Annotated in this window: 15 protein-coding genes and 2 pseudogenes; 7 read left to right on the top strand and 10 right to left on the bottom strand. The window is 34.0% G+C overall.

The window, feature by feature from the left end:
• Positions 1 to 9 precede the first annotated feature (9 nt).
• Positions 10 to 3,672 carry a hypothetical protein gene (locus DD829_RS04575; RefSeq protein ID WP_108409919.1) on the bottom strand — a complete coding sequence of 1,221 codons (3,663 nt, stop codon included), beginning with the start codon at positions 3,670 to 3,672 and terminating at the stop codon, positions 10 to 12.
• Positions 3,673 to 4,314: 642 nt separating this feature from the next.
• Here DD829_RS04575 and DD829_RS04570 point away from each other — a divergent pair.
• Positions 4,315 to 5,028, top strand: a pseudogene (locus tag DD829_RS04570) (magnesium chelatase domain-containing protein); the annotation flags it as partial.
• Between the two features lie 533 nt (positions 5,029 to 5,561).
• Here DD829_RS04570 and DD829_RS04565 read toward each other — a convergent pair.
• The 6 genes from DD829_RS04565 to DD829_RS23980 all read right to left on the bottom strand — a co-directional run bounded on the left by DD829_RS04565 (position 5,562) and on the right by DD829_RS23980 (position 13,618).
• Complete coding sequence (locus DD829_RS04565; protein ID WP_108408823.1) at positions 5,562 to 5,879, bottom strand: hypothetical protein; 318 nt, start codon at positions 5,877 to 5,879, stop codon at positions 5,562 to 5,564.
• Between the two features lie 12 nt (positions 5,880 to 5,891).
• Positions 5,892 to 8,297, bottom strand: coding sequence for a hypothetical protein (locus DD829_RS04560; protein ID WP_108408822.1), 2,406 nt, complete (start codon positions 8,295 to 8,297; stop codon positions 5,892 to 5,894).
• The gene (locus DD829_RS04555) at positions 8,284 to 8,652 is read right to left on the bottom strand and encodes a hypothetical protein (protein WP_108408821.1); all 369 of its coding nucleotides are present in this window, start codon (positions 8,650 to 8,652) and stop codon (positions 8,284 to 8,286) included. The genes DD829_RS04560 and DD829_RS04555 overlap by 14 nt, the downstream gene beginning before the upstream one ends.
• A 39-nt stretch (positions 8,653 to 8,691) precedes the next feature.
• A complete protein-coding gene (locus DD829_RS04550; protein WP_116547563.1) occupies positions 8,692 to 12,810 on the bottom strand; it encodes an OmpH family outer membrane protein in 4,119 nt (1,372 codons plus the stop codon).
• A gap of 273 nt (positions 12,811 to 13,083) precedes the next feature.
• A complete protein-coding gene (locus tag DD829_RS04545) occupies positions 13,084 to 13,368 on the bottom strand; it encodes a hypothetical protein (protein ID WP_108409584.1) in 285 nt (94 codons plus the stop codon).
• Positions 13,355 to 13,618, bottom strand: a complete 264-nt coding sequence (locus tag DD829_RS23980) for a hypothetical protein (protein WP_108409583.1) — start codon at positions 13,616 to 13,618, stop codon at positions 13,355 to 13,357. The genes DD829_RS04545 and DD829_RS23980 overlap by 14 nt, the downstream gene beginning before the upstream one ends.
• 284 nt (positions 13,619 to 13,902) lie before the next feature.
• On the opposite strand from DD829_RS23980, the gene DD829_RS04535 reads away from it, so the two are divergent.
• The 6 genes from DD829_RS04535 (at position 13,903) to DD829_RS04510 (ending at position 20,996) form a co-directional block, all read left to right on the top strand.
• The gene (locus tag DD829_RS04535) at positions 13,903 to 14,760 is read left to right on the top strand and encodes a hypothetical protein (RefSeq protein ID WP_108409582.1); all 858 of its coding nucleotides are present in this window, start codon (positions 13,903 to 13,905) and stop codon (positions 14,758 to 14,760) included.
• A gap of 149 nt (positions 14,761 to 14,909) precedes the next feature.
• Positions 14,910 to 16,673: a hypothetical protein gene (locus DD829_RS04530; RefSeq protein ID WP_108409581.1), complete on the top strand. Its 1,764-nt coding sequence runs from the start codon at positions 14,910 to 14,912 to the stop codon at positions 16,671 to 16,673.
• A gap of 207 nt (positions 16,674 to 16,880) precedes the next feature.
• Positions 16,881 to 17,534 (top strand): DUF4145 domain-containing protein, encoded by a 654-nt coding sequence (locus tag DD829_RS04525; RefSeq protein ID WP_108409580.1) that lies wholly within the window; start codon positions 16,881 to 16,883, stop codon positions 17,532 to 17,534.
• A gap of 265 nt (positions 17,535 to 17,799) precedes the next feature.
• Positions 17,800 to 18,057 carry a hypothetical protein gene (locus DD829_RS04520; protein ID WP_116547562.1) on the top strand — a complete coding sequence of 86 codons (258 nt, stop codon included), beginning with the start codon at positions 17,800 to 17,802 and terminating at the stop codon, positions 18,055 to 18,057.
• 535 nt (positions 18,058 to 18,592) lie between these two features.
• Positions 18,593 to 19,072 (top strand): hypothetical protein, encoded by a 480-nt coding sequence (locus DD829_RS04515; protein WP_108410322.1) that lies wholly within the window; start codon positions 18,593 to 18,595, stop codon positions 19,070 to 19,072.
• A gap of 205 nt (positions 19,073 to 19,277) precedes the next feature.
• Complete coding sequence (locus DD829_RS04510) at positions 19,278 to 20,996, top strand: hypothetical protein (protein ID WP_123906806.1); 1,719 nt, start codon at positions 19,278 to 19,280, stop codon at positions 20,994 to 20,996.
• Here DD829_RS04510 and DD829_RS04505 read toward each other — a convergent pair.
• The 3 genes and pseudogenes from DD829_RS04505 to DD829_RS23480 form a co-directional block, all read right to left on the bottom strand.
• Entirely contained in the window at positions 20,989 to 21,951 is a 963-nt protein-coding gene (locus DD829_RS04505; protein ID WP_108411435.1) for a TniQ family protein, read from the bottom strand. The genes DD829_RS04510 and DD829_RS04505 overlap by 8 nt on opposite strands.
• Complete coding sequence (locus DD829_RS04500; protein ID WP_165796741.1) at positions 21,948 to 22,835, bottom strand: TniB family NTP-binding protein; 888 nt, start codon at positions 22,833 to 22,835, stop codon at positions 21,948 to 21,950. The genes DD829_RS04505 and DD829_RS04500 overlap by 4 nt, the downstream gene beginning before the upstream one ends.
• Positions 22,813 to 23,193, bottom strand: a pseudogene (locus tag DD829_RS23480) (hypothetical protein); the annotation flags it as partial. The pseudogene DD829_RS23480 and the gene DD829_RS04500, both read right to left, overlap by 23 nt.

The following is a 23,193-nucleotide window of genomic DNA, read 5'->3' as shown; positions in this document are numbered from 1 at the left end:
TTAAGCTTTTTAATCTAAAGTACTTTCTGTTTTATCCGAATGACTTAATTGTACGTCCCTGTGATCAAAACTTGTTTCTGTTTCAAGTTCTGAAGGATTTTCACAATTATCCGTATCGGTTTCAGGGAAGATCGGTAACGGCTGGTTAACCGGTAATCCCGTAGATTTGTCCTGAAGAATAGTAAGCGTAGTAGGAACTCTTGTAATCCAGTATTTACCTTGTGGTTTTCCTGTAGGCTCTCTCATTTCGTCTACAATACTCATATACATCGGATCACCAATTACCGGTACTTCACCGCCATTCCAGATTTTTCCTGTCGTCATAAAGAACTGTACTGCATCTTCAAAGCCCGGTTTTACGGTCACCACTACTCTCGCCATACCTGCCTGTAAGAAACTTCTGAACAAAGGATCCACAGATTCGCTCACATACATTTCCTGCCACATTTTGCGATTCGCCCAATAGTATGGGTAGAAAGTATAATCCATGATCTCCCATTCAAATGCCTGTTCCATAAACTTCGCAAGAGCGGTATATTTATCCAGATTCTCATTAAGGAAAACCTGGAAATTTTCCATTTTGTCTCCATCGGTAAAGTTTTGTCCTAACACATTCAGGTAATCCTGTAACAGATAAGCAATACAATTGTGCTTCAGCACATCATGCTCCATATATCGGTAAAAAGTCCCTTGCTTTTCTTTTGCAGCAGCTTCCTTTTCTTTCTGCTCGGCATCCAATCTTGCCTGTTCTTCCTGAAATTTCTTGTAAGCTTCTTCATATGCTTTGATAATGGCATTATAGTTTTCTGTCTGCCACTGAAGCATAAATGCATCCGAAAGCTTGCAATACAGTGTCACGTTAAGCGTTACATCTTCAATATTTCTGCCTCGGTACAGGAAGTTAAATGTTCCGGAAAGGTTTAACCCATTTTCCCAAACAGTATCCTGATTGATTCTGCCTCCAAAATTTAAATTTCTCTCTCCTCCTTTACCGTTGCTGCAATAAAACTCACTGTTATGCCATCTGGAATTTCGATCCATGTAATATTGGATCTTCATATCTTTGGCGGCATAATTTTGTGTGATATTGATTGGTGTTCCTACTGCACCAAAAGAGCCGGTTGAATTAGGTCGGCCGACAATTTCCTGGTATACTTCCACATTTTCTTTTGGAAGTTCGGTTAAAGTTACACCATAAATATCTGCCCAATGCTGAAGTAATTCTCTGGTTGCAGCTTTTGGGCTTGCCATATTCCAAGGTTCCGGAGCTTTTCTCGGGTCGACAGGAGCTGTAAGAACCTGGCCTTTAGATACAGCTAAAGCCAATCTGTGAAGTTTTGCCGGTTCGGGAACCATAAATTCAAACATGGTACGCTTGCCATAATTGTAAATCTGGTTTTTCATTTTCTTATCGATCCAACGATATACTCCTGTTATATGTTGTGGCGGAACATTGGTAGTAAGAGATTTTCCTCGGTTATCAAATTCATGGACATTGGTTTCCGTGTATTCTTTGATAATTTTCTGTACCCTTTCCTCATTAATTTTGGTCAGAACTCTTTCCATTGCTCTTTCCGTAATCTCCTGAGACTTCGCAACAGCTTGTCTCGTACTGTCATGTTGAGCCGTATTGTTGGCATAATCTGCACCAATATCCAGTTTATACCCAGGATTATAACTGAAGTGTGCATAAGCAGCAATACTTTGTTGCTTATCCAATTCTTTCGCTACTTCTGTCTGCATATCTGTTCTGGAAGTTTTGGAAGTATCAGAAACCTTCTCTGTTTCTACCGATTTAGATGTAGTATCCGTTATTTCTGAATAATCTCTGGCAACAGAAGATTTATGTCTTAGTTCGCTTGCCATCACATTCTCAATATTCGAGACTTCTCCCGGAACATAAGCATGAACGCTTTGTACTACTTTAAGATAGTCGGCAATTCCCAATCTTTTGATTCCGAAGTTCTTTCTTTTTGAGGGTTCAGCAGATTCTTCTTCTCTTGGATCAGCTTTTACCGGTTTTAAAGTTAGCATTCCGGTATGAATCTCTCCATTGGCAATTTTCTGGACATCACCATAAGCTTCTCTCCCGTTCGCGAAGGTAATTTCAACTCTGAAATTGTATATACTGCTAAACTTATTAACCAAACTTGCAGGTAAGGTAATCTTGTTATCCACCACTGAAATATTGCCGTAATTTTCTTCAATATGCCCCAGATTTGTATCTGCGATAATTTTAGCATTCGCAACTTCCCAGGATATATCTTCCACCTCAAATGAAAAACTTAAGAAACCACGGCTAGACATCAATGACAGTCCATAGGTATTGGCAATAAGAGAATATGCCATTGGAGTTCTTGCTGTGTTCTGGATCACCGGAATAGATGCCCCTCCAAGGTTGACATACTGTTGTTGCGGCAAAGATGTGTTTTCAAGAGCCGTCTGAGTGGAAACTGAAATCTCCTGCTGTACATTCGATATAGCTTCATTAAAGCTTTGTAAACCACTGTCAATTTGCAAAACTCTTTCCCCGATACGCATTTCTCTGCCAGAAATGATTTCTGCTTTTCCTTCAATGTTTTCTCTTGAGGCATTTTCTGTATCAACATCTGAAAACAACTCAATAAATAAATCAAATGATTCAGGAGACAATTTAGACTGAAGCTCTGAAATATCAATTTCATTTTTATAAGAGAATTCAAAGGCAGGCACTTCCAATTCTTTTAGACGCTCATGAAGCTTTTGTAATTCTTCTTCAGGAGCTTTTGTTTCTTCAAGCTGAACTATTTCTTCAGACAGTTTTGCGTATTCTTCCAATTGCGGCTGATATTTTTTTTGATATTCAGCATAGGTAACCTGTTCCGTTTTGTACTTGGAAGTATAATAGGATTTCTGAAGTTTTTCTAATTCAGAATTTAAATTCTGTAATGCTCCTTTTCTGTGAAGAGCTTTCTGGGCTACCAAAGCGGACTCTGCTTCATTAGTCAATCTCTGACTGGTAATTTTATTTACTATTACTGTAGATGCGGTTCTTGAGGCTACAGAAGATCCTCCTGAAACTGATTCATCTTCTACAAATAATTCTTTTGGAAGTACGATCTTACCGTTTAGCGCGTTTTCAAGAGGTTTTTCTCCATTAGCTTTTAATACATCCGCATCAATAGTCATGTTTTGAGCAAATCCTAAATGGATTGCTTTTAAAATATGGGTAATTGCCTCTTTTACATAGAAATCTTTCTGGGAAACCACCTGATAGATTAAGTTGTTCCAAAGAAGATCAAAAATCTTAAGACCTTCTCCGTTCAACTCTTTATTGGAATCGATTAATGTCGCATAATAGCTTTTGGTATATGCTAAATCCTGATCATTTACTTTTTCTTTTTTAGAAATCTTCCTTCCTATAATCAATAACTGACTAAAGATTCCTGTTTCAAGTTCTTTCTCTGTTTTGAATGAAGTATTTGCAAAATTCCCTGATTTCACAGCATTCTCCATTGCATTGATCTTAGCTGTAGAAGCAGCTCTACCAGATACAGCAGTATCGAAAATACCCGCAATTCCTTTTGGTCTGTGGATGAAGCCAAGATTTCTTCTTTTGGTTTCTGTAAGCTGTGGGTTTCTTAAACTCACGAATCTGAAAAGCGTCTGAGACGCATTGCTGTTTGTTGACATTTTTTGTAAATTTGTTTTGGTCTTATAAAGGTTAAGATTTGAAGCCTCTTTTTAGTAGAGTTACTTCAGGTTTTAGCCTTATTTTTTTAGGTGGTCTTCAGGCTAAATTATATCCACCTTGAGTTTTAAAGTCTAATTTCATTTCTGTGTTGTTTCTATAATGCAAATATCCATCAGGGAAGCGACAAAACTTGACGTATTAAATTCATTTTCAGATGTTTTTGTTATTTTTTTACAGTTTTCTGATAATCAGTAAGAAAGATTTACAGAATGTTTTTTGGAAAGGTTGAGAAAGAATTTTTAAACTTTAAAGTAAGCTCTACTTGCTATATTTAGAGCATATAAGCTATCTATCTTCTGATTTTTTTATAGCTATTTATATTGATTATTAAAACTTTATTAGAAAACCTAAACAGTAAATCATTAATTTAATTGCTGGAAATCAGCCTTGGTTTTTTTTCATTCTTAAAAATTTTAATTACAAAAAATATTTTTTTCAGCTGATTGATCTATTGAAAGAAAAGTCTAATCAAAAACTGAACATTAAGGGAATTATATTTTTACTTTTAAATATTCAGGTAAATTCTTTTAAGAAAATCATTAATTAAAAAATTTTCTACATTTACGGCAAACACATAAAAAATGCTGATCAAAGTCTATGGAAGTGCCATTCATGGAGTGGCTGCACAAACCATTACGATAGAAGTAAATATAGATACAGGCGGAGTCGGCTACCATCTGGTCGGACTTCCGGATAACGCCATCAAAGAAAGCAGTTACAGAATTTCTGCTGCTCTGAAAAACGTCGGCTTTAAGATTCCCGGAAAGAAAATTACGATCAATATGGCTCCTGCAGATCTCAGAAAGGAAGGCGCTGCTTATGACCTGAGTATTGCCATCGGAATTCTTGCCGCTTCAGATCAGATTGTTGCCGAAAATATTCATGAGTATGTGATTATGGGGGAACTTTCTCTGGACGGAACTTTACAGCCCATAAAAGGGGTTCTTCCCATTGCGATTCAGGCTCGTGAAGAAGGTTTCAAAGGAATTATCTTGCCAAAACAAAACACCCGCGAAGCAGCCATTGTTAACAGTCTTGATGTTTTTGCTGCCGAAAATATCAAAGAAGTTATTGACTTTTTTAATGAAGGAAAACCACTCACAAAAATCGAAGTGGATACACGGAAAGAATTTCAGGAAAAGATTAACGATTTTCCTTTTGATTTTTCTGAAGTGAAAGGACAGGAAGCTGCAAAAAGAGCAATGGAAGTTGCCGCAGCGGGAGGACACAACATCATCCTGATCGGACCACCCGGAAGCGGAAAAACAATGCTTGCCAAGAGAGTTCCGAGTATTTTTGTCAATTACAATAGAAAATGCTAAAATACATTAGTCAGCGCAAAAACTCTATAAGGTAATGCGAATTAATAAGTAGTTGCTTTCCGAATGCCACACTACACTAAAATTTAAAATACGCTTTGGAAGACAGTTGTGAATTTGCAAAGTAAATGCGAAAACCAATACTTAAAGAAATCCGACATAAATTTAATGGGTCGAAGAATTCTTTTTCTTAAATATTAAAAATGAGCAGTTTATACCTTTTATGTCCAAAAATTTTTATTTTTAATAAATTTCATTCGGATAGTGTCATAATCTTTATCAGTTATATAGTAAGATGTTTTTTACTTCTTTAAATATTGACTAATTCAAATAGACTATTAGGTTGGAGATCTTCAATAATTTTTCTCATAATATTTAAATTTTATTGGCTTACCTATATCTTATTTAAAAACAGATCATCTAATTTAGATTTTTATAGTATAACTCAGTTATCACCTTTTCAAGTTACAATGAAATATAGAAAACCGCCCTTATAAAGGCGGTCATTATTACTTTAAAGAACCTAAATTCAAAGATCCATAATCAAAAACTTCTGTTATCTTATCTCCATACCTTTTATAGGCTTCTAAGATTGTAAGGGTTTCTATAATATTACAATTTATTTTTTTTAAATAATCATTATAATTCAATCCAAGACTATTATCAGATGTAATAAACATTTTTACCTTACTTTTTAAAAAAGCTTCATGAACAATATCTTCACTAATATTTTCTCTGCCATATTTAATTAAATCAATACTTCCTAAGTACTGATTGAATATTTCTTTTTCTTCTGCTATACAAGCAGCTAATTGCCAATATTTCATATTTTTTTTATTTTATCTTTCATTAAAAGGAATTGCATTAACTTCATATCCTAAAGTTTCCCAAAATTTAATCGCAGCTTCCCATTGCTCAATAGTAGCTCCACTATTATAACCAAACCGTCCTGACCCCGCATTTATTACTATTTCTTTTTCACTGATGAACCATGCTTCTCCTGCTATATACGCACTTTTACTAAGATTGGAATGAACTATATTTCCTCTAGTGGTAGGAAATGGAGTCAATTCATAAGCTAAATTTATTCCTCTTTTATCAATCGTCCAAAGATATTTTGAAGATTCATCTTTATGCTCTCCTAACTTAACATCTTTGAATAATCCTTCTTTAGATGACTGCAGTCCTTTTTTGTAATTAATTAAAATATCTTCATTTATTAGGATTTCTCTGGCAGATGTTCTTAGTTCTCCTAATTGAGAATAAATAGTCCTTATAATATCTTTTAGCACTTCTTTACCAACCTGACGTACGCTTTTCCAAAAATACTTTTTCAGAAAAGCACCTATTTCAGAATCTTTACCTGTCTTTAAAATCTGTCCTTTGTAAAGAACTTCATATTCATTTTCTGCTACTTTTCTTACAGAAAGTCCTTTGTTGGCAATATCTTCTACAATAAATTGTAAATTTTCTTCAGGAGAAGAGACTAACTTCAGCAGTTTCTTTAATAAACCATTCTTTTCTCCCACTAAAGTTACTTCTTCTATAACATTGGTAGCATTTCTTACTTGATAAGCATCCAGCTCAGTTATTAATTTTTCTAACTGTTCCGTAAAAATACGGAAATTTCCCTTCACATTTTTCAGGTTCTTCAGCTTTTCCAAAAGAGTGGGTCCGTGTGTAAGGATGCCATCTATCAACACGACACTCAGCATTCCGGCACCTACCAGACCATAGATAATATCCCAATTATCAACAAACCATTTTCCCTCCGGAGATTGTGAGAGCCATTTTTTAACATCCTCATTCATCAAAGACAGATCAATACTTGCTAATGTTATATCTGCTATTGCTATTGCAGAAACTTCACCCGTAAGTCCCATCGTTAAAATCCCGGCAATAATAGCTATAATATCTGTCCCTATACGAATATCACGCATTACTTCTTCCCATTCCTTTTCATCTGCGATGGCTTTTATAAAAAGGGCAGTTACCATTTGCGCTTTTCCTCCTTCAATATCCCTGTCCATATAATGTACGAGATGCATCGGGTGGTAAAGATACCCCGGATCTATGGCTTCGGCCTCGGTTTTGGTTTCTTCCGTCATTACCCCGCCTTTTCCGAATTCATCGGTTTCCTGCTGTTCAATAGCTTTTGTAACGGTTCTTTTCTGTTGAAGGAAAATACTGTTTTTGTAATCGAAGTCCCAATCAAAACTTAATATACCTTTAATGGTGTTCAGTGTATCATTCAGTTCGGTGATATTGGTTTCTACAAAATATTCTTTCCCTCTAAAAAGCGCATTTTTAGTTATTATTGCTTTCGCATTGGAAGTACTTTTTGCATAATGATTAAGCATTGAGGCAAAAATACGCCTGTTCAAAAACCGCATCCCAAATATTTCGGTAGTACCATCCAGATTATCATAAATTTCCGTTATAAACTTCGGATTTTTCCAGAAAAAATCTCCGGTTTCTTTAAAATTCCTGAACATGGCCAAAACCTTTATGAAAAGAGAACTGGTATCTTTTGTCCAACTGAACCATCCTGTATCATCTTCCTTTGCAAGAATTTTTAAATGGTTTGCCACAGTTTCTGTAGAAAGGAAAATATGTTTAATAAAACTTTCAGGGAGATCTCCATATACTTTATATAGATCTTCTGCACTTTCAGACTGTTTCAGAAAATCTGTAAATTCTCTGATGAAAAATGCAGAGGCATCCCTTTCTGTTTCTACATTTCCATAGCCAATATATAGAAGAAGGTTTTTATAGTCTGCAAAAGCGTGAGTTTTTAGTTCAATCGCTGTTTGACGGGTATCTGTATATAGAAATGTTAAAGAATAAGTCAGTCTGTGCTCTTCATCAAAATACACTTCCATATAGGGACGATCTCTTGAAAACTTCTGAGAGGTTGTTATAATTCCATTTTTCAATCCTATTTTTGCAGAAACATCAATGTGAATTTCTCCGTTCATAATGTATGTTTGTGCAGTGTCCTGAAAATATCCATTAAAAGTATACTGCATTGGAGAGCCGTTTCCTACATTATTACTAATATTAATATCATCCAAGAGTTTATTAAGATTAATATACTGGTCTTCTTTATACTCAATTTCGTTTTTTGAAAAATTGGCAATTCCATGCAGTGGATTTTTATTCCCTTCAAACCCTTGGGTTACTTCTTCAAAAGACAATATTTTGTATCCGGATAGGTCTCCGAATTCGTCATTAAATGTTCCCATTTTTTTTGTTTTTAGTCATTATACATTCTAATTTATTGATGGGAAAAAGTTCTTTGGTGGTCATATTTTGGATAAATTTTTCGGTTTGGCTTTCATCCAAGACCAAAAGATCCAGATGATAACCCTCTTCAACCAAAACATGGGCATTTTTCAGTTTGCATTTCGCCTGTACCAAAACATCCCAGTCTTTTCCTTCCAATTCACTCCAGCGTTCCAAAGGAAGCCTTCCTCTGCTCCCGAAAAGTAGAATCTTTTCTACGGCAGTAATCTCGCTAATCTTGTCTTTAAGACGCGTGAGGATATAAGGCAGCACTTGTTCGTGCTGCCAAATAGCCTCGGTTTTTACCCGGCTCATTTCTAAAAATTTTAGACTTTTTAAATTCTAAATTTTAGATTATACCAAGAATTTACTTAATGGTACTTTATCCAGATATTCCGCAGAAGGAATGAATTGACCATTCTTGTCTAAAATTCTTTCACGTCCGTATTTATTAAATTCCGGAGATGAAATTTTAAGATATGATTCTTTGATATTAACAGAGAATTTCAATAATTCATGTCCATCATCTTCTCCAGGTTTTCTAAAAGTAAAAAGCGGAATTTTAGAAATGTTTACTTTTAGTGTAATTCCTGTTTTACCATATGGATAAGCTTCAACACCTTCTATCATTGAAATTTCATCTGCCAGTATTTTATGTATTTTTTCAACAGAATCTGAAGCTGTCCAAGACGCATCTCTATCAATTGTAATTACATTTTCCAAACATTCATAAACTCGTGGAAAAGCATGCAAATAATCTATTTCACCAATAGTATTCGTTGCGCTGTCTAAATAATCAAAAGTTATTTCCATCCATTTATCAGAATCCTGCCCAATCTGGTTTTGGTTCATTTCAAAATTTGTAGCACACATTTCGCCTAAATTATCATCAAACTTCACTCCCGGTTCGCAATTGCATGGCAATGCTTTTTCTACTCTCAAACCGATAGAATCTGCCTGAAGAATGGTAAGCGATGTCGGAATTCTTTCTCTCCACGGTTCTCCTTCTTTGGTTGCTTTCGGAGATCTCATTTCATCAACGATGGATAAGAACAACGGATCATCAATTACCGGAACTTCTCCTCCGTTCCAGATCTGTCCTGTCGCAAGGAAGTGTCGTACTGCTTCTTCGAATCCCGGACGTACCGTCACGATAACCCTCGCCATACCGGACTGCATAAATGCTCTGAAAACAGGATCATTATCATCGAACTGGTATAGGTCTGCCCAGGATTTTCTTTCGCCCCAGTAGTAAGGATAGAAATAGTAACTCATGATTTCCCATTCGAATGCCTGCTCCATGAATTTTGCAAAGGCAGCGTACTGATCAAGCTTTCCGTCTACTTTTATATCTGTATTCAGGAAGGTTTCATCTCCGGAAGAATAGCCGTTGTTATAATATTTCCCTCTACCGAAGGTAAGATCTACGTTAGGATTCTGCTCCAGCATATAAGAAATACAGTTTCTTCTTAAAATGGTATTCTCAATTTTTCTGTAGAACCCTGGATTTGAACCTTTAATCTGAACACCCATGGCTTTTATTTCAGCTAACGCCTGTTCGTATTTCGCTAATTCTGTTTCGTAAGCCTCAATGATTTTATTGAAGGTTTTTTGCAGCCAAGCGTTTTTAGCTTCTTTGGTAAGTGTTACATTAACATTGAAATTCACTGTTCCGGAGAATTCATTATAGAAGGTTGTCGAAATAGGAATTAATTTGGAATAAGGAACATCAAAAATTTCATTGGGTTTACCTCCTAATTGTCCCCATCTTCCGGTAAAGAAAAATCCTTTATTACCCAGTAAGGCACTCACACTCGCTCCATCACCATCCGATGCGGCTGTATATTGAACATTTCCGGAAGTCGCAATATAACCGTCAGGAATCTGTATTTCATCCTTCAATGCCATGTTTTCAATATTGCATAAATTGTTGGAATACTGTCCTCCTATGGATTTACCGATACTAAATGCCGATAATGGCATTTCATCTATTTCCACATTATATTGTCCCGTCCAGTGTTTTAAAACAGCATCTCCCAAAACGCCATCCAGAGACATGAAGTTTTCCATTTTATGGATACTCGATTCTCTCGGATCAACAGGTTTTACCAATTGGTTTTCCTGATTTTTAGAAATCGTCATCCCCAGTTTATGAAGTTTTGCAGGCTCAGGAACCATGAACTCAAACATCATTCTCTTACCATAGTTGTAGATCTGGTTCTTGACCACTTTATCCACCCAACGGTAAACGCCTACTACGTGGCTGCTTCCTTTCGTATTATCAAAACCATGCTTGTTGTTTTCTTCAAACTCTTCGATGATCTTATCAATACGCTCTTCTTTTACTTTGGTAACAATTCTGTCGAGTGCTCTTGCTGTGATATCTTTGGCTTCCGTAACCGCCTGTCTGTTGCTTTCTTCTTTGGAATTGTGGGTAGCATAGTTAGCACCTGCATTTAATGTATATTTTCCCGTTGTAGATTCACTGTCTCCCCATCTTGCGCTAAAACCTGCTTGTGCCGCAAAATCTTTAGATTCCTGAAGGATTTTGGAAATTTCGCTCTGCATTTCATGTCTGTCGGTAGAAGTAGTATCGGTCAGCTTTTCTTTCTCAGATTCAGTCGATTTTGTGGTTTGATTTTCGCTTCTTCTGAGTTTTCTTGTAGCTCTTTCCTTATATTCCCTTGCCATGATGTTTTCGATGTGCGCTACATCTCCCTCTACATAGCAATAAGTGGATTGTTCTACTTTTTTATAATCGGTGACTCCGATGTTTTTCATCCCAAAACCTGAAGGGATAAATGAGCCTGCCGGAGTGGTTGTCGTTGTTCCGGAGCCAGTGGTTCCAGTCCCTGTTCCTGTTCCTGTTCCTGTTCCTGTTCCTGTTCCAGATCCGGTATCCGGTTTTATCTCTTTCGGAGTGAAGGCTGCACTTCCTTTGAATACTCCTTGTTTCAGAGGATTGTTGAAGTCTGATGGATCCTGTACTAATGTAACGCTCATCAGATACGTTTTTCCGTCCTCTAAAACCACTTCACCCTCTAGGATGAATCCGCCTTGTCTTAGCGTGAGTGAAGCAGGAATTCCCGGGCTGTTGTAGAACATAAAGCTTACTCCCATTGATGGCTCAAATACTACATTGGAGCTAATCTCTGTTCCATTGATGGTTACTTTATAATTTCCTGATACAATCCTGTGAGCAAAATTTTCAACAATAATCTGTACAAACCATTCAGAATTATTTTTAACGCATGTCTTTACACTGTAAGGAATCCATCCGTTTGCTGCATTAGAATTTGTTACCGGAACAACAACTCCTCCGACTGTTGTAGAAACCTGTTGATTTATAACCGTATTGTTGATAAGCTGCTGCTGAAGAGACTGATTATTCTGTGCAATGGTTTGAAGGATATTTGCAAAAGAAGGCAGGGAAGACAATGCCTGTGCAACTGACGGCATCCCAAATATTCTGCATACTGAAGATGCATCCTCTTTATCTAAAGCTCTTTCAATGGCTGCTGCATCAATTTCAGGACGGAATTCAAAGTTAAATTCCGGCAATTCCGGTGCAGGAATATATTCGAGTTTCATCAGTTCCTCTTTATAGCCGGATTCCAGAATTCTCTGTCTTCGGAATTCTAATTCTGATACTCTTCTCTGATACTCTTTTTTTGCGGGAGCCGCTTCTCTTTCATAATTTGCCAAAGCTTCTTTATAAGCATCCTGATACTCTTTTTGGTAGGCTTTTTCCAATTTTTCTAAAGAATCCTGTAGCTTTTCATTTGCCTGAAGATTAATTTTCGCCTCTGCAAACTTCATGTTCTTGTCATTATAGGCTACTTTCGGAGCTGCGGCAAGAGGCTGGTCTGCCATTCTTGAAGTTCCTGAAGCAGTTGATGATGCAGCATTATTTACTTTGAAAAGCTCTTTTGGAAGGACTACTTTTGCCTTGATGACATCATTATATACATCTTCAGCTCCATCAGTATAAACAGAGAGAATATGATTTAGATGCAAAAAATGCATGAGTGTTTCTTTTGCATAGAAATCTTTCTGGGTAACCACCTGATAAACTAAATTATCCCAAAGTCCTGAATATATTGCAAGCATTGATGTATTAGTTGTTACCAAATAGTCTTTGTATTCCTTGATTTTAGCATCAAATTCTGCCTTAGATGCTGTTGCTTTATTTCTCGCTACCCATACTGCCAGATTATAAAATACAGAATCTTTTGCTTTTAAGGTTTGTTCTGTTTCTATTGTTAATGGAAGTGCAGATGGATCTTCACAAAGTCTTTGCAAGGACGTAGATGCATTCAGTTTTTGGTCAAAGATTCCTTTCTGGGTATCTTTTCTAAAGATAAATCTTCTTTCCAAATTTTTAGGATCAGATAACTCCGCATTTCTACTGGTCGCGAATCTAAAAAGCGTCTGCGATGCATTATTATTAGTATTTAAATTGTTTGTCGACATTTTTTTGTAAATTTGTTTTGTTTTTATAAAGGTTAAGATTTGAAGCCTCTTTTTAGTAGAGTTACTTCAGTTTTAGCCTTATTTTTTTAGGTGGTCTTCAGGCTAAATTATGTCCACCTTGAGTTTTAAAGTCTAATTTCATTTCTGTGTTGTTTCTATAATGCAAATATCCATCAGAGAAGCGACAAAACTTGACGTATTAAATTCGTTTTCAGATATTTTTGGAAATATTTTGCATTTTTCTGATAATCAGCAGGAAAAAATTACATGACGTTATAATTGATCTTTCAGCTCTTCAATGTAACGGATCAACATCCATATAATGATAGGGAAACCGATATTTCCCAAAATCCAGATTTGCCCGGATCTGCTGTACAATTCAAAATTCTGCAGGTCGCTGATGAGCAAGGCAACTACATACATAATGAATCCGTACAGCATGAATTTAAGATAAGGACGGAGATATTTTCTTTTATTGTAACAGAACCCTAATAAAGCTCCCCACAGCGCAATGCTTGCAATATGAAGCAGTAAAATTCCCAGATTATTTTCCATCATTTTTGTTTTTTTCGGAGTTAAACTTCTGATTGAGCGCACTGATCACCCAATCTTTTACAAGTCCTTTATCCATAAGCTGGACAAGAATGCTTGGTGCAAAAATGGAGGTAAAAAGACTCAGGAAATAGGTTTTAAATTCTGAAAAACCACCGAATTTGACGAGCAGTGAACAAATAATGCTGATAAGGACCGACAGAAAAACCTGCCAGAAAGAGGTTTTAATTTTATGGTCGATGATATCTTTGATCACAGTGATCAGAAGCCCAAAGAGGACAAATACAGCCCATACTATATCGGATTTCCCTGCAACGTTTTATCGTTATACTAAAATTCTTGATAATCATACGGATGAAGAAATAAAGAAAATGCAGTTAAAAATAAATTATATACGCAAATAGATAGCGTACTAAAAATTTAATTTTGGATATTATAAGTTTTGCGGAAAAAAATGTGAATATCAATTTAAATTTGGCTTAAATATGAACAAATTTTAAATTAGCAAAAAGCTTGTGTAAAAATTGGAAAAATTCAAAAATGGCAGAAATTAAACCTTCGGAAAAATTAATGTTTGAAAAGATTCTTGGCTTGAGCAGCGGCTACGTATTAGAGTTTTCAAATTCAACTTTCCATGAATTCATTTTCAATCTTGTTAGGATTAATATTTACGATGACAAATATTTATTATATGGCGATTCGAAAGCAAAGAGGTTAAGAGCATTCTGGCAGTTAGAATCAGATAAGATTGTTGGTTTGGTTCTAAAAGAACTATTAGAATGTTGGAGAACAAATCAATCTTTAAAAAATGTTGAAGTAGAAAATTCTGAGCATCAACTCTACGAAAATTGCATTAGTATTGCAAATAGACTTTTGGGAATTAATAATTCAAAAAATGAACAACATGTTAGTACTAAAGACGAATTTCTTAATAAAGAGTTTGAAAATGTCTCAATAGAAAAGTTGAATCTGGATTCTGGTGTCGTTAAAATATTAAACTCAAGATTGAAAGAAATAAACCAAAATATTAAAGCTGGAGCAGCACTATCAGTAATTATAATGTGTGGGAGTGTCTTAGAGGGGATTTTTCTAGGTATTGCAACTTCCAAAATGAAAGAGTTTAACATGAGCAATGCGAGTCCTAAAAATAAAGATTCCGGTAAAGTTTTACCATTTTATGAATGGTCTCTAAGCAGTTTTATAAATGTTGCTCACGATATTAATCTTATCGGCTTAGATGTGAAAAAATACAGCCACTCATTGCGAGATTTCAGAAATTATATCCATCCTTACGAACAATTGAGTAGTAGGTTCGATCCTGACATAGAAACTGCAAAAATTTCTTTTCAAGTTTTAAAAGCTGCAATTGCAGATTTAGAAAAAAGAGTAAGCAAATAACTGATTGCTAACTGTCGTTTCAAGATATTGCTGAAATGGTAAAACATTATCTTTAGATAAAAAACCTGTTTAAAAACTTATATTCAAAAAACAATAGAAAAATGTAAAATAAAACATGAATATTTTTAATAAAATAAACTAATTAAAATATGAAAATAAACAAAGATTGGTTCGAAATGCAGGATTTACGAAAACGTAAACTGAATACTTCTTCTTGGGTTCCACTCCGCACAGAAAAACAAGTTCGTAATTCCACCCAATCTGGATATGCTGATTTCTTTGAAGAGTTTACTGGAGCAGGATCTTTAATGGTGCCTATGAATCAGGAAAAGCTAAAAGAAAAACTTCAATGGATGGATATAGGTATAATTAATAATCAAAGAAGTCTTTTAAGAGATGAGATTTATATTTCTAGTGACTTGTATAAAGGAGAAAATATAGATGGTATAAACCTAGTTTTATGCCAATCCTTTGATAACAACACTGATGAAAATGAATGGCATCTTCACCAAGATCTTGTTATTGCATTAGGCTTAAAAAGAGAGGGTGATATTTGGGTTTGTCCTAAATATGGATACACAGATGTTGCTAGATTAGAAAGAGATAGTTCAGGCAAACCTATATTATTGGAAATAAGAAATCAATTTTTAAAAGATTATTTGTATGTAAGAAACTATGGATTATATGTTGCTAGATATTTTAGCAGAATATACATTTATCAGGATCCATCTGAATTACCATGGACTGATGAATTTAGAGAAGAAAAAAATGGAAAAGATATATGGGAATACAATCTGAATGAAATTCATGAAGGAGGCTTTCTTTATGGACAAAAAATTGCAATTTCACATGCTGCAAGAACAGACATTGATAAAAATGAAGACATTCCTGATATATCTAGCTTTCCGAACGAAGACAATATAGAAGCTACTTTTTATGAAAAGTCTTTTACTGATAGAAAACTTTATAAAAGTATCTCTGAGCTTTGGAAATTTGACTGGGTTGAGCCAGGAAAAATAAGCCCAATAATATTAGGTGATGATGAAAGTGATAAAGTTAATTATATAGTTGAAGCCGACGGATCAAAACAAAGTTCAAAAGAACTAAAAAAAGGAGGAAAATGGCTTTGGTTTAGACCACAGCTAGTTAATGTCTTATTATCTAAAAGAGGAAGCTTTCTTACTTGGTATAGTGCAGAAACTGGAAGTATTGGATGTGCCCCTGATGGAGGAATTCACTTTGGAGTAAACGATTTGGGATTAATAACAGTATATGCAAAAGATCTTGCCTATCTACCAGAATGGCAACAACAAATCTGGGCTGGATTTAACATTTCCCCTGAAGGAGGTATCTCCAAAGAACTTTATGCTTCACAAGTAAAAGCAGTAGCTCCGCGGACATTAGCTCCGGAAAATTTTCTAGAAGATGTATTAAACAACATTAATCTGATTTCTAACGAAAAATTCGGAATTAATTTTTTTAGGAATCATCAATCAATTAAAGAGATTATTTCAACAATTAATAGGTTTAAAGCAGTAGATGATAATGGTATTTTTTCTCTTGCAAAAGATATTGCAAGAGTAATCATCGATGACATTAATACTGAAGGATTACAAAAAATTACAATTCCGCCCAAAAATACAAGGTGGGGATCATTAAAAACTATTGAAAATCTCCTTGCCCTAAGAGTTCCTCAAGAAGAAGCAAGAATGATAACAAGTCCTTTTGTAGGAATATATGAATTAAGACATGGAGATGCTCATTTGCCAGGAAGCAGTATTTTTGATTCTTTCAATTTAATTCCAGTTGATCGACAGTTACCATATGTATTGCAAGGGCATCAAATTCTTTACGTTTGTGTCAATAATCTTCACGTTATATTAGAGATTCTTAAGAATTGGAATGATTTATAAAATGTCCCATTTTATAAATTAATTGAAGCCGCCTCAGTTCTGAGACGGCTTCTTCTAAAATTTACACTCTCAAAATATTAAAAAAACAATGCAAAAAGTACCTTTTAAAATGACCACAGATCAAGAAAACAATCTTAGATTATTATTAAATTTTAATTTAGGTTATAGTTTTTTTTATTAAATTTAATCATTAAAACTAATTGCACCATGGCAGCCAACTTATCAGAAATAATATCTTGTGGATATTGTAGTAATATGTCGCATATGACAATTTTAGGTTCCGTATCGGACTTAAAAGTCGAAAATGAACCAGAGAATGGTCATTATATTGAGTATGGAATAATATATGAGATTCTAAAATGTCCAGCTTGTAAAAAAAATAATATTGTGTATTACAATTGGAATAGTTATCGGGAAGGGGACTCTGATTTCGAACCAATGTATATCTCTATATTTCCAGTAAAGAATGATATTCCAAAGGGATTGCCAGAGAATATCGAAAAAGCTTTTATTGCTTCTGATAGAATCAAGAATATGGATCCGAATTCTTATGCTGTTTTATCAAGACGATTGCTGGAAATGGTGTGTTTAGATAGAAATGCTAGCGGAAGAACTTTACATGATAAACTGAATGATTTATCCGTCAAAGGTGAGATTCCTGATAAGTTAGCAGGTGTTTCTATGGGCTTGAAAAATTTTGGTAACATAGGCGCCCATGCCGAACTTGGCGAGGTAAGTGAAAAAGAAATTTCTATTATAAACGCGCTCATTTTAGCAGTTCTTGAATATATTTATAGTGCGCCACAATTAGCAACTGAAGCTGAAAATAAATTAAATGAAATAAAAAATAGTTCCAAATAATTAAAATTTAGGTGCTCTAAATATACGTTTCAATAGCATTGACCACTCGATTTCAATTTTGAGTGATCATGCAATTCCGGTTCGAATTGACCATCACTTTCTCAATGATACAGAGACTTTTCAGAAATCAATTTATTTTATAATTGGTGGTCAATTCAAACCGAAAATAGATGGTCAATGCTACTGATTTTTGCATATTAGTCTATTAATATCTAACTTTTTAATAGCATCATTACGTAATTGATTACTACAAAAATATGAAAACATGAAAAATAATCTAGTCAACGATAAAATTTCCTCCGAATACTTTGGTTATATTGAGCATATAATTATTGAAGAATTATCTAAAAAAAACGAAATAGATTTATCAACTAATTTCAAATTGAATAAATTTTTGCGAGAAAAAAATATTCAGCTAGATTTATCGGCATATATCGCTGAAATGAGCAAAAGCGGATTTGTTAGAGTTGAGGAAACAAAGCTGACCTTATTGATGGATGATAATTTTATGCATGAGGAATAAGTTTAAGAATGGTAATGTGGTCAAAAACACCAACTACTTTTGATCATATTATCAAAAATATAAAACAATGTTTAGATTATTAGAAGAAGAATGGCAGTCGCAAATTATTTTTAAAGTTTAAAAAAAGTGACTTTGACGGAAGAGGATATTCAAAATGGTAATTTTGCCGAAAAATTATTAATCCAAGTTGGGAATAGTTTTCATTCTGCACTTCCCATCTCAATAATTTGCAAATTGCGTGGGAATTTCAAATACTATAATGGAACTAAAACTATCTGTAAATATGGTTATTTAACAGAGTCTGTAGATATCCACAAGACATTCCTGCTGGTTACAAAGTCTCCGATTATTATAAATTCTGTTCAATTTTTGAAGGTACAATTCAAAATATGCATAAATTTATAACCAACCAATTTTAGCAATCAAATATAGAAGAGATTATTCAGAATCTAATCCATTTTTTTGATTGGGTCAAAAAAAATTATTATATGTACGACGAAATTATTAAGAAACTGGTGTAGACCCATTTCTAAAAATGATTTCGAAAAAATACAACAATCAAGATTTTACGGAATCCTACAGCTCCATCCTTGAGTGGAATATCAGTGAAGATACAACAACAATATTAAGCTGGATGTATCGGCTCAGCAAGAGTATTCCAACTCCAGAATGGATAACATCAATTGCAAAAATTCCCTGGTCCTCCGTTTATACGTCAGCATTTGACACCATATCGACTCGGGCATTCGAAGCCGACTGGCGCACTGTTCAACCGATTTACGATGAAAAATACAGAGTTTCGGATCCGAGAGATAAAACAAACCTTCACATAACCGATCTTTTCGGTGGAGTTGATGATCATGATATCAATAGAAGACCTCCATTAAAAAAAAGTGAATATTTAAGGAGAAAGCCTATTGTCAATGGCTTGCTAAATAGGCTACCTACCATTATAAGCCCCAAAGGAGTCTTAATAATTGATCCTTTTATGATACAATATAAACATTTTTTCTGATTGGATAAAATTAGTAATATTTTCCGTCTCATTTAATTGTTTTGTAAATAAACCTTTCTTGATACTTTTAATTGTAGGCACATATTTATTTATCATTGATATGTTTACGGGACATTGACGTTTTATACATTTAAGATTTGTAAAATACAATTTAATTTTTGTGCTCTCAAAAAAGATGTTAAATTGCGCACATTAGAAAATGCAAATGGCTAAAAGAAAGAAAAAACCGATTAAAATTGATTTTCCATACGCGGAAGGAAATTACTGGGAAGTCGAGTGGATATATGAGATACATTATGAAAAGGAAAGAAAGATAGAAGTCCACTTTCGTAATAAACATATTGCGCATGAGTGCAAATTTGGTTCAGAGATATTATATAGAACAAAACTTCCTGTTTCAAGTTTGTCAGAATTAGGAATTGGATCAGTTTATAATGTTAGAGAGAACAAATTTGAAGATCTACATTTGAACGAACTGTTTGAATTTAGTGTTGAAGAAAATCTATTTCTAGCCAAGAAAGAGTTTCCATTAATTGGTATCAAAAATTTTTTACCGAATGCCGCTGAGATCAAACCTACAGGTTTTAGCTATTTAAAAACTTTTGGTAGAAGCAGTAGTAGAAAAAGACACATTCTTATATCACCGTATACAATTCTTCAATATTTACTGTTCTATAATGACGAACTCATTACTAAGGCTATGTGTGGAGAACTTCTTGATGGTTTCAAAGTAAGTCAAATAAAATATCGTAATTGCGCAGAGACTGGAGAACTTATTGGAATGTTACGTTATGACGTTGCAAAACTCTCACAAGAAGAAGCTGTTTTAATTGCTCCCTATTTGGTCCTAAAGAATAATGCTGGTATTAAATTCTTAAAAAGTATTTCCTCGCATGTCAATAGTGCTTTTTTAAATACTCTTCATGGTAGTAAATCTTCTTATCCTCTTTTTTTCTGGCAGGAATTCTGGAATTATAAAATTAGTGTGATTGGTAAGTCCTTTTACAATGAAGATAAAAGCTACCTACTAGCACACCGAATTTGTAATTTTAAGTTCAATGATTTAAACCCTTTCACAATTGACAAAATAGAATTATTTCCATTAAATGAAAAAAACTCGACTGATGATCGAGAAAACCACAAGCCGGAGAATATTGACAAGCCTGGAAATCCAACGATTGACGGCGTTTCCCTTAGTTTAAATGCTGGTTCAGCAAACCCTCATCCACCCTTGAATACACAGGAAAATAATGCTGTATCAAATCCTTTTAATATTCCGGTGGAAATAATAAAAAGAGACAAACAATTAAGTGCCTATGACGTAAACTATATCCCTAATGATTTACAAGTTGCTGATCTAACTAGAGAACTTGAAAATCTTGAGATAGATTCTAATAATATTATTGAAAATATCAAGACTATTGTCATTAAGACGAATAATTTTGAGTATTTCAATGTTCTGATTGAAATCTTAAAGAAAGAATTCTTTTTGACTGATCCAAGATTTAAAGTAAATTTACATTATTGTCCTAACGGAAAGGATTCATTTTATGTAGCGGAGATACTAAACCAATCAAAAACAATGTATTTAATTGAATTTGGAAATGGAATTATAGGAGTGTTCTCATCAATCTCTTTAAAGAGAATAGGATTGGACTATTTATCTTTATTAGTAAAAGGTTTTATTAATTATACAGAAAAGGTTGGTAAAAGGAAAGTGTTGTGGACTTACATTAAAGATCAATACGATAGTGGAAGACTAAATGAGGTTAGTGATAAAAAAATTATTATATATACGGGAGTAAACCACCAAAAAAAGATAAATGGTGATAATAAAATGGATCCAAAAGAAGCGTTAAAAACTGCAACCAGAAAAACTGCAAGTATTATTTTCGAAACTCGAATAAAACGAATTCTTACCTGAACTTATTAAATATCCAAAATGGTAGTGGTTGCCCGTCAGTTCTTATATCGCTAATTCGAATAAAATTTCTTTCGCAAAAAGGTATAAAATTTTGATCTAAATCAGAAAGTAGATTGTAAATCAAAGGAAGAAGAAGCTTTCTTAATTGTAATGATAATTCAAAGTTATGAATACTTAACTCATCACTACTAATTTCAAATTCTTTAGTAAAAGCTTCTCTAAGTCGAAAAAATTTTGCTGAGCTAGAGCGGGATTTTCTCAAAATTGAGAATAGAACGCTAAAATAATTAAATGAATATTGGGTATTCTTGTTATAACCATATTCTATTGTTCTGTTAATGTATTCTTGATATTTGAAAATATCCGAATTTTTGTCGATTAAAGTATAATTTTTGCGAAGATCATTATTGCAGTTCCAACATAAATACATAGGTTTTTCAAGATATACATCTTTTTTTCCAATATCTAATCTTTGGAATACAATAGGCATTTTACAGTCCGGACATTCATCGATTAGATTACAGAGACAGTCAGTACATACTATAGAGCTCACTAATCGCCAACTTTTTTTATAAAATTCTTTTTTACTTAAACAAAGAGGACAGGCTAACAGTCCTTTATTATTCCTCATTCTATGCTCTACACCAACATTCAATATACCTTCTGTAAAAGCGGAATTTATTTTAGAATTAAAAATTATATCTTGATAAGAAATCAGATGAAGAGAATTAATTTTACAATGATTTAATGGTGTCAGGGTTGTAAGTAGATCAACTAGTTTTTGGTTATAGAACTTATCGAAATCCCTATTCCACAAGTCTGGCACTTCTAAGCCATATTTTGCAAATGTGAAAGGTTTCATTTTATGAGAGCGAGCTAAGCGAAAGATCCAGCTTGATAATATCTCATCTTCTTCTGGTGGTATATAGCCTGGGATAACATATTTCTTTGTCATCTGAAAATCATTTTTTTCCTATCGCTAGGAGGAGTGTAATCTATATTCTCAATTATATTTTTACTTATCGTTTCAACTCCAGACTCAATAGCTAGAATAGCTGACAATTCTAAAATCTTTGATACTTCGCCTAATAAACCCTCACTTTTCGAAAGTATGGTGGAAGAAATTGAACTTTCTATAAGATATGATGGCTTCTTTAGAGGTAGAATTCTTTCAAAGCTGGTCAAAAGTCTCAAATATTCTTCATCGTTCCTCCATTTCGATAATACTCTTGGTTCAAATCGATTAGCTAATTGGGGATCAGTTTGGATGGCGTTAAAGGCTTCTCGTGTTCCAGCGCAAACAAGCGCAATTTTCAGCTCATTTGAAAGATACTTTATCACGTTCAAAAATAATCTCTGTTTACTCATGGTACCAGCAAGAAGATGATGTATCTCATCTATAATTAAAAGTTTAACCTTTAACTTTTGAAGTAGATGTATAACTCTTTGCTGTCTTAATTCTGCTTTTTCAGAAATTTTATAGGGAGAATGTAAGCTATCTAAAATAGTATTATAAAATCTTTTTTCATCGGGTTCCGGAGGCGCTTGAATCATGAGGACTGGTAAAAATAATTCTTGCGTTTCCTCTTCTACGAAAGAGGAATTCATCATTGCAAACCTGTTTAACATGGCGGTTTTGCCATTATTAGAATCCCCGACAAGTAAAAGGTTTGGCATGCGTAAATTAGTGGGATAATTTCTAAGTTCATCCAACTTATTATGAACTTTCTTTGCACCAGTATATCCGATCCACCGAGGTTTTCTAAGATGATTAATCCGTTCAGAATCGGTTGAAGAATTAATAAATTCTTCTGTTTTAGGATGTAAATGCTTCATCATCGATTTCATCAAAAGGTTGTATTGATTTAATATCTATGGATTCTTGTAAAAACTCACTTTTATGAAGTGTGGTTTTCGTATTACTATGAATTTCTTCATTTCTTTTATCAGATAATCTTGAAAAGCGTTTAAGTCTTTTTGTTTCTCTTATTGCTTTCATTTCAATTTCATCCATCTCTTTATAGGCTTCAAATATAGAATCTTCATCTACTGGTAGGTTTGATTTTTGAAGTTTAGTTACAACTTCATTAAACTCCCAAATAGAGATCGGTGGTTTTGATGTATCTCTATAAGGTATTTCAAAATAATCATTTAATACTGGATCATAAAAATATATAATGCTTATATCTCTCGGATC

This window comes from Chryseobacterium sp. HMWF035, from assembly GCF_003094695.1.
GTDB lineage: Bacteria > Bacteroidota > Bacteroidia > Flavobacteriales > Weeksellaceae > Chryseobacterium > Chryseobacterium gambrini.
The sequence above is the reverse complement of the archived record's forward strand: the minus strand, read 5'-3'. Positions and strand labels throughout refer to the sequence as shown.

Excerpts from the sequence above, each read along its gene's own strand:
- DD829_RS04575 (WP_108409919.1), bottom strand. The coding sequence starts at position 3,672 with ATGTCAACAAACAGCAATGCGTCTCAGACGCTTTTCAGATTCGTGAGT.
- DD829_RS04510 (WP_123906806.1), top strand. The coding sequence starts at position 19,278 with ATGGCTAAAAGAAAGAAAAAACCGATTAAAATTGATTTTCCATACGCG.
- DD829_RS04530 (WP_108409581.1), top strand. The coding sequence starts at position 14,910 with ATGAAAATAAACAAAGATTGGTTCGAAATGCAGGATTTACGAAAACGT.
- DD829_RS04500 (WP_165796741.1), bottom strand. The coding sequence starts at position 22,835 with ATGATGAAGCATTTACATCCTAAAACAGAAGAATTTATTAATTCTTCA.
- DD829_RS04505 (WP_108411435.1), bottom strand. The coding sequence starts at position 21,951 with ATGACAAAGAAATATGTTATCCCAGGCTATATACCACCAGAAGAAGAT.
- DD829_RS04515 (WP_108410322.1), top strand. The coding sequence starts at position 18,593 with ATGATTTCGAAAAAATACAACAATCAAGATTTTACGGAATCCTACAGC.
- DD829_RS04550 (WP_116547563.1), bottom strand. The coding sequence starts at position 12,810 with ATGTCGACAAACAATTTAAATACTAATAATAATGCATCGCAGACGCTT.
- DD829_RS04555 (WP_108408821.1), bottom strand. The coding sequence starts at position 8,652 with ATGAGCCGGGTAAAAACCGAGGCTATTTGGCAGCACGAACAAGTGCTG.
- DD829_RS04535 (WP_108409582.1), top strand. The coding sequence starts at position 13,903 with ATGGCAGAAATTAAACCTTCGGAAAAATTAATGTTTGAAAAGATTCTT.
- DD829_RS04560 (WP_108408822.1), bottom strand. The coding sequence starts at position 8,297 with ATGGGAACATTTAATGACGAATTCGGAGACCTATCCGGATACAAAATA.
- DD829_RS04525 (WP_108409580.1), top strand. The coding sequence starts at position 16,881 with ATGGCAGCCAACTTATCAGAAATAATATCTTGTGGATATTGTAGTAAT.
- DD829_RS04565 (WP_108408823.1), bottom strand. The coding sequence starts at position 5,879 with ATGAAATATTGGCAATTAGCTGCTTGTATAGCAGAAGAAAAAGAAATA.
- DD829_RS04545 (WP_108409584.1), bottom strand. The coding sequence starts at position 13,368 with ATGATGGAAAATAATCTGGGAATTTTACTGCTTCATATTGCAAGCATT.
- DD829_RS04520 (WP_116547562.1), top strand. The coding sequence starts at position 17,800 with ATGAAAAATAATCTAGTCAACGATAAAATTTCCTCCGAATACTTTGGT.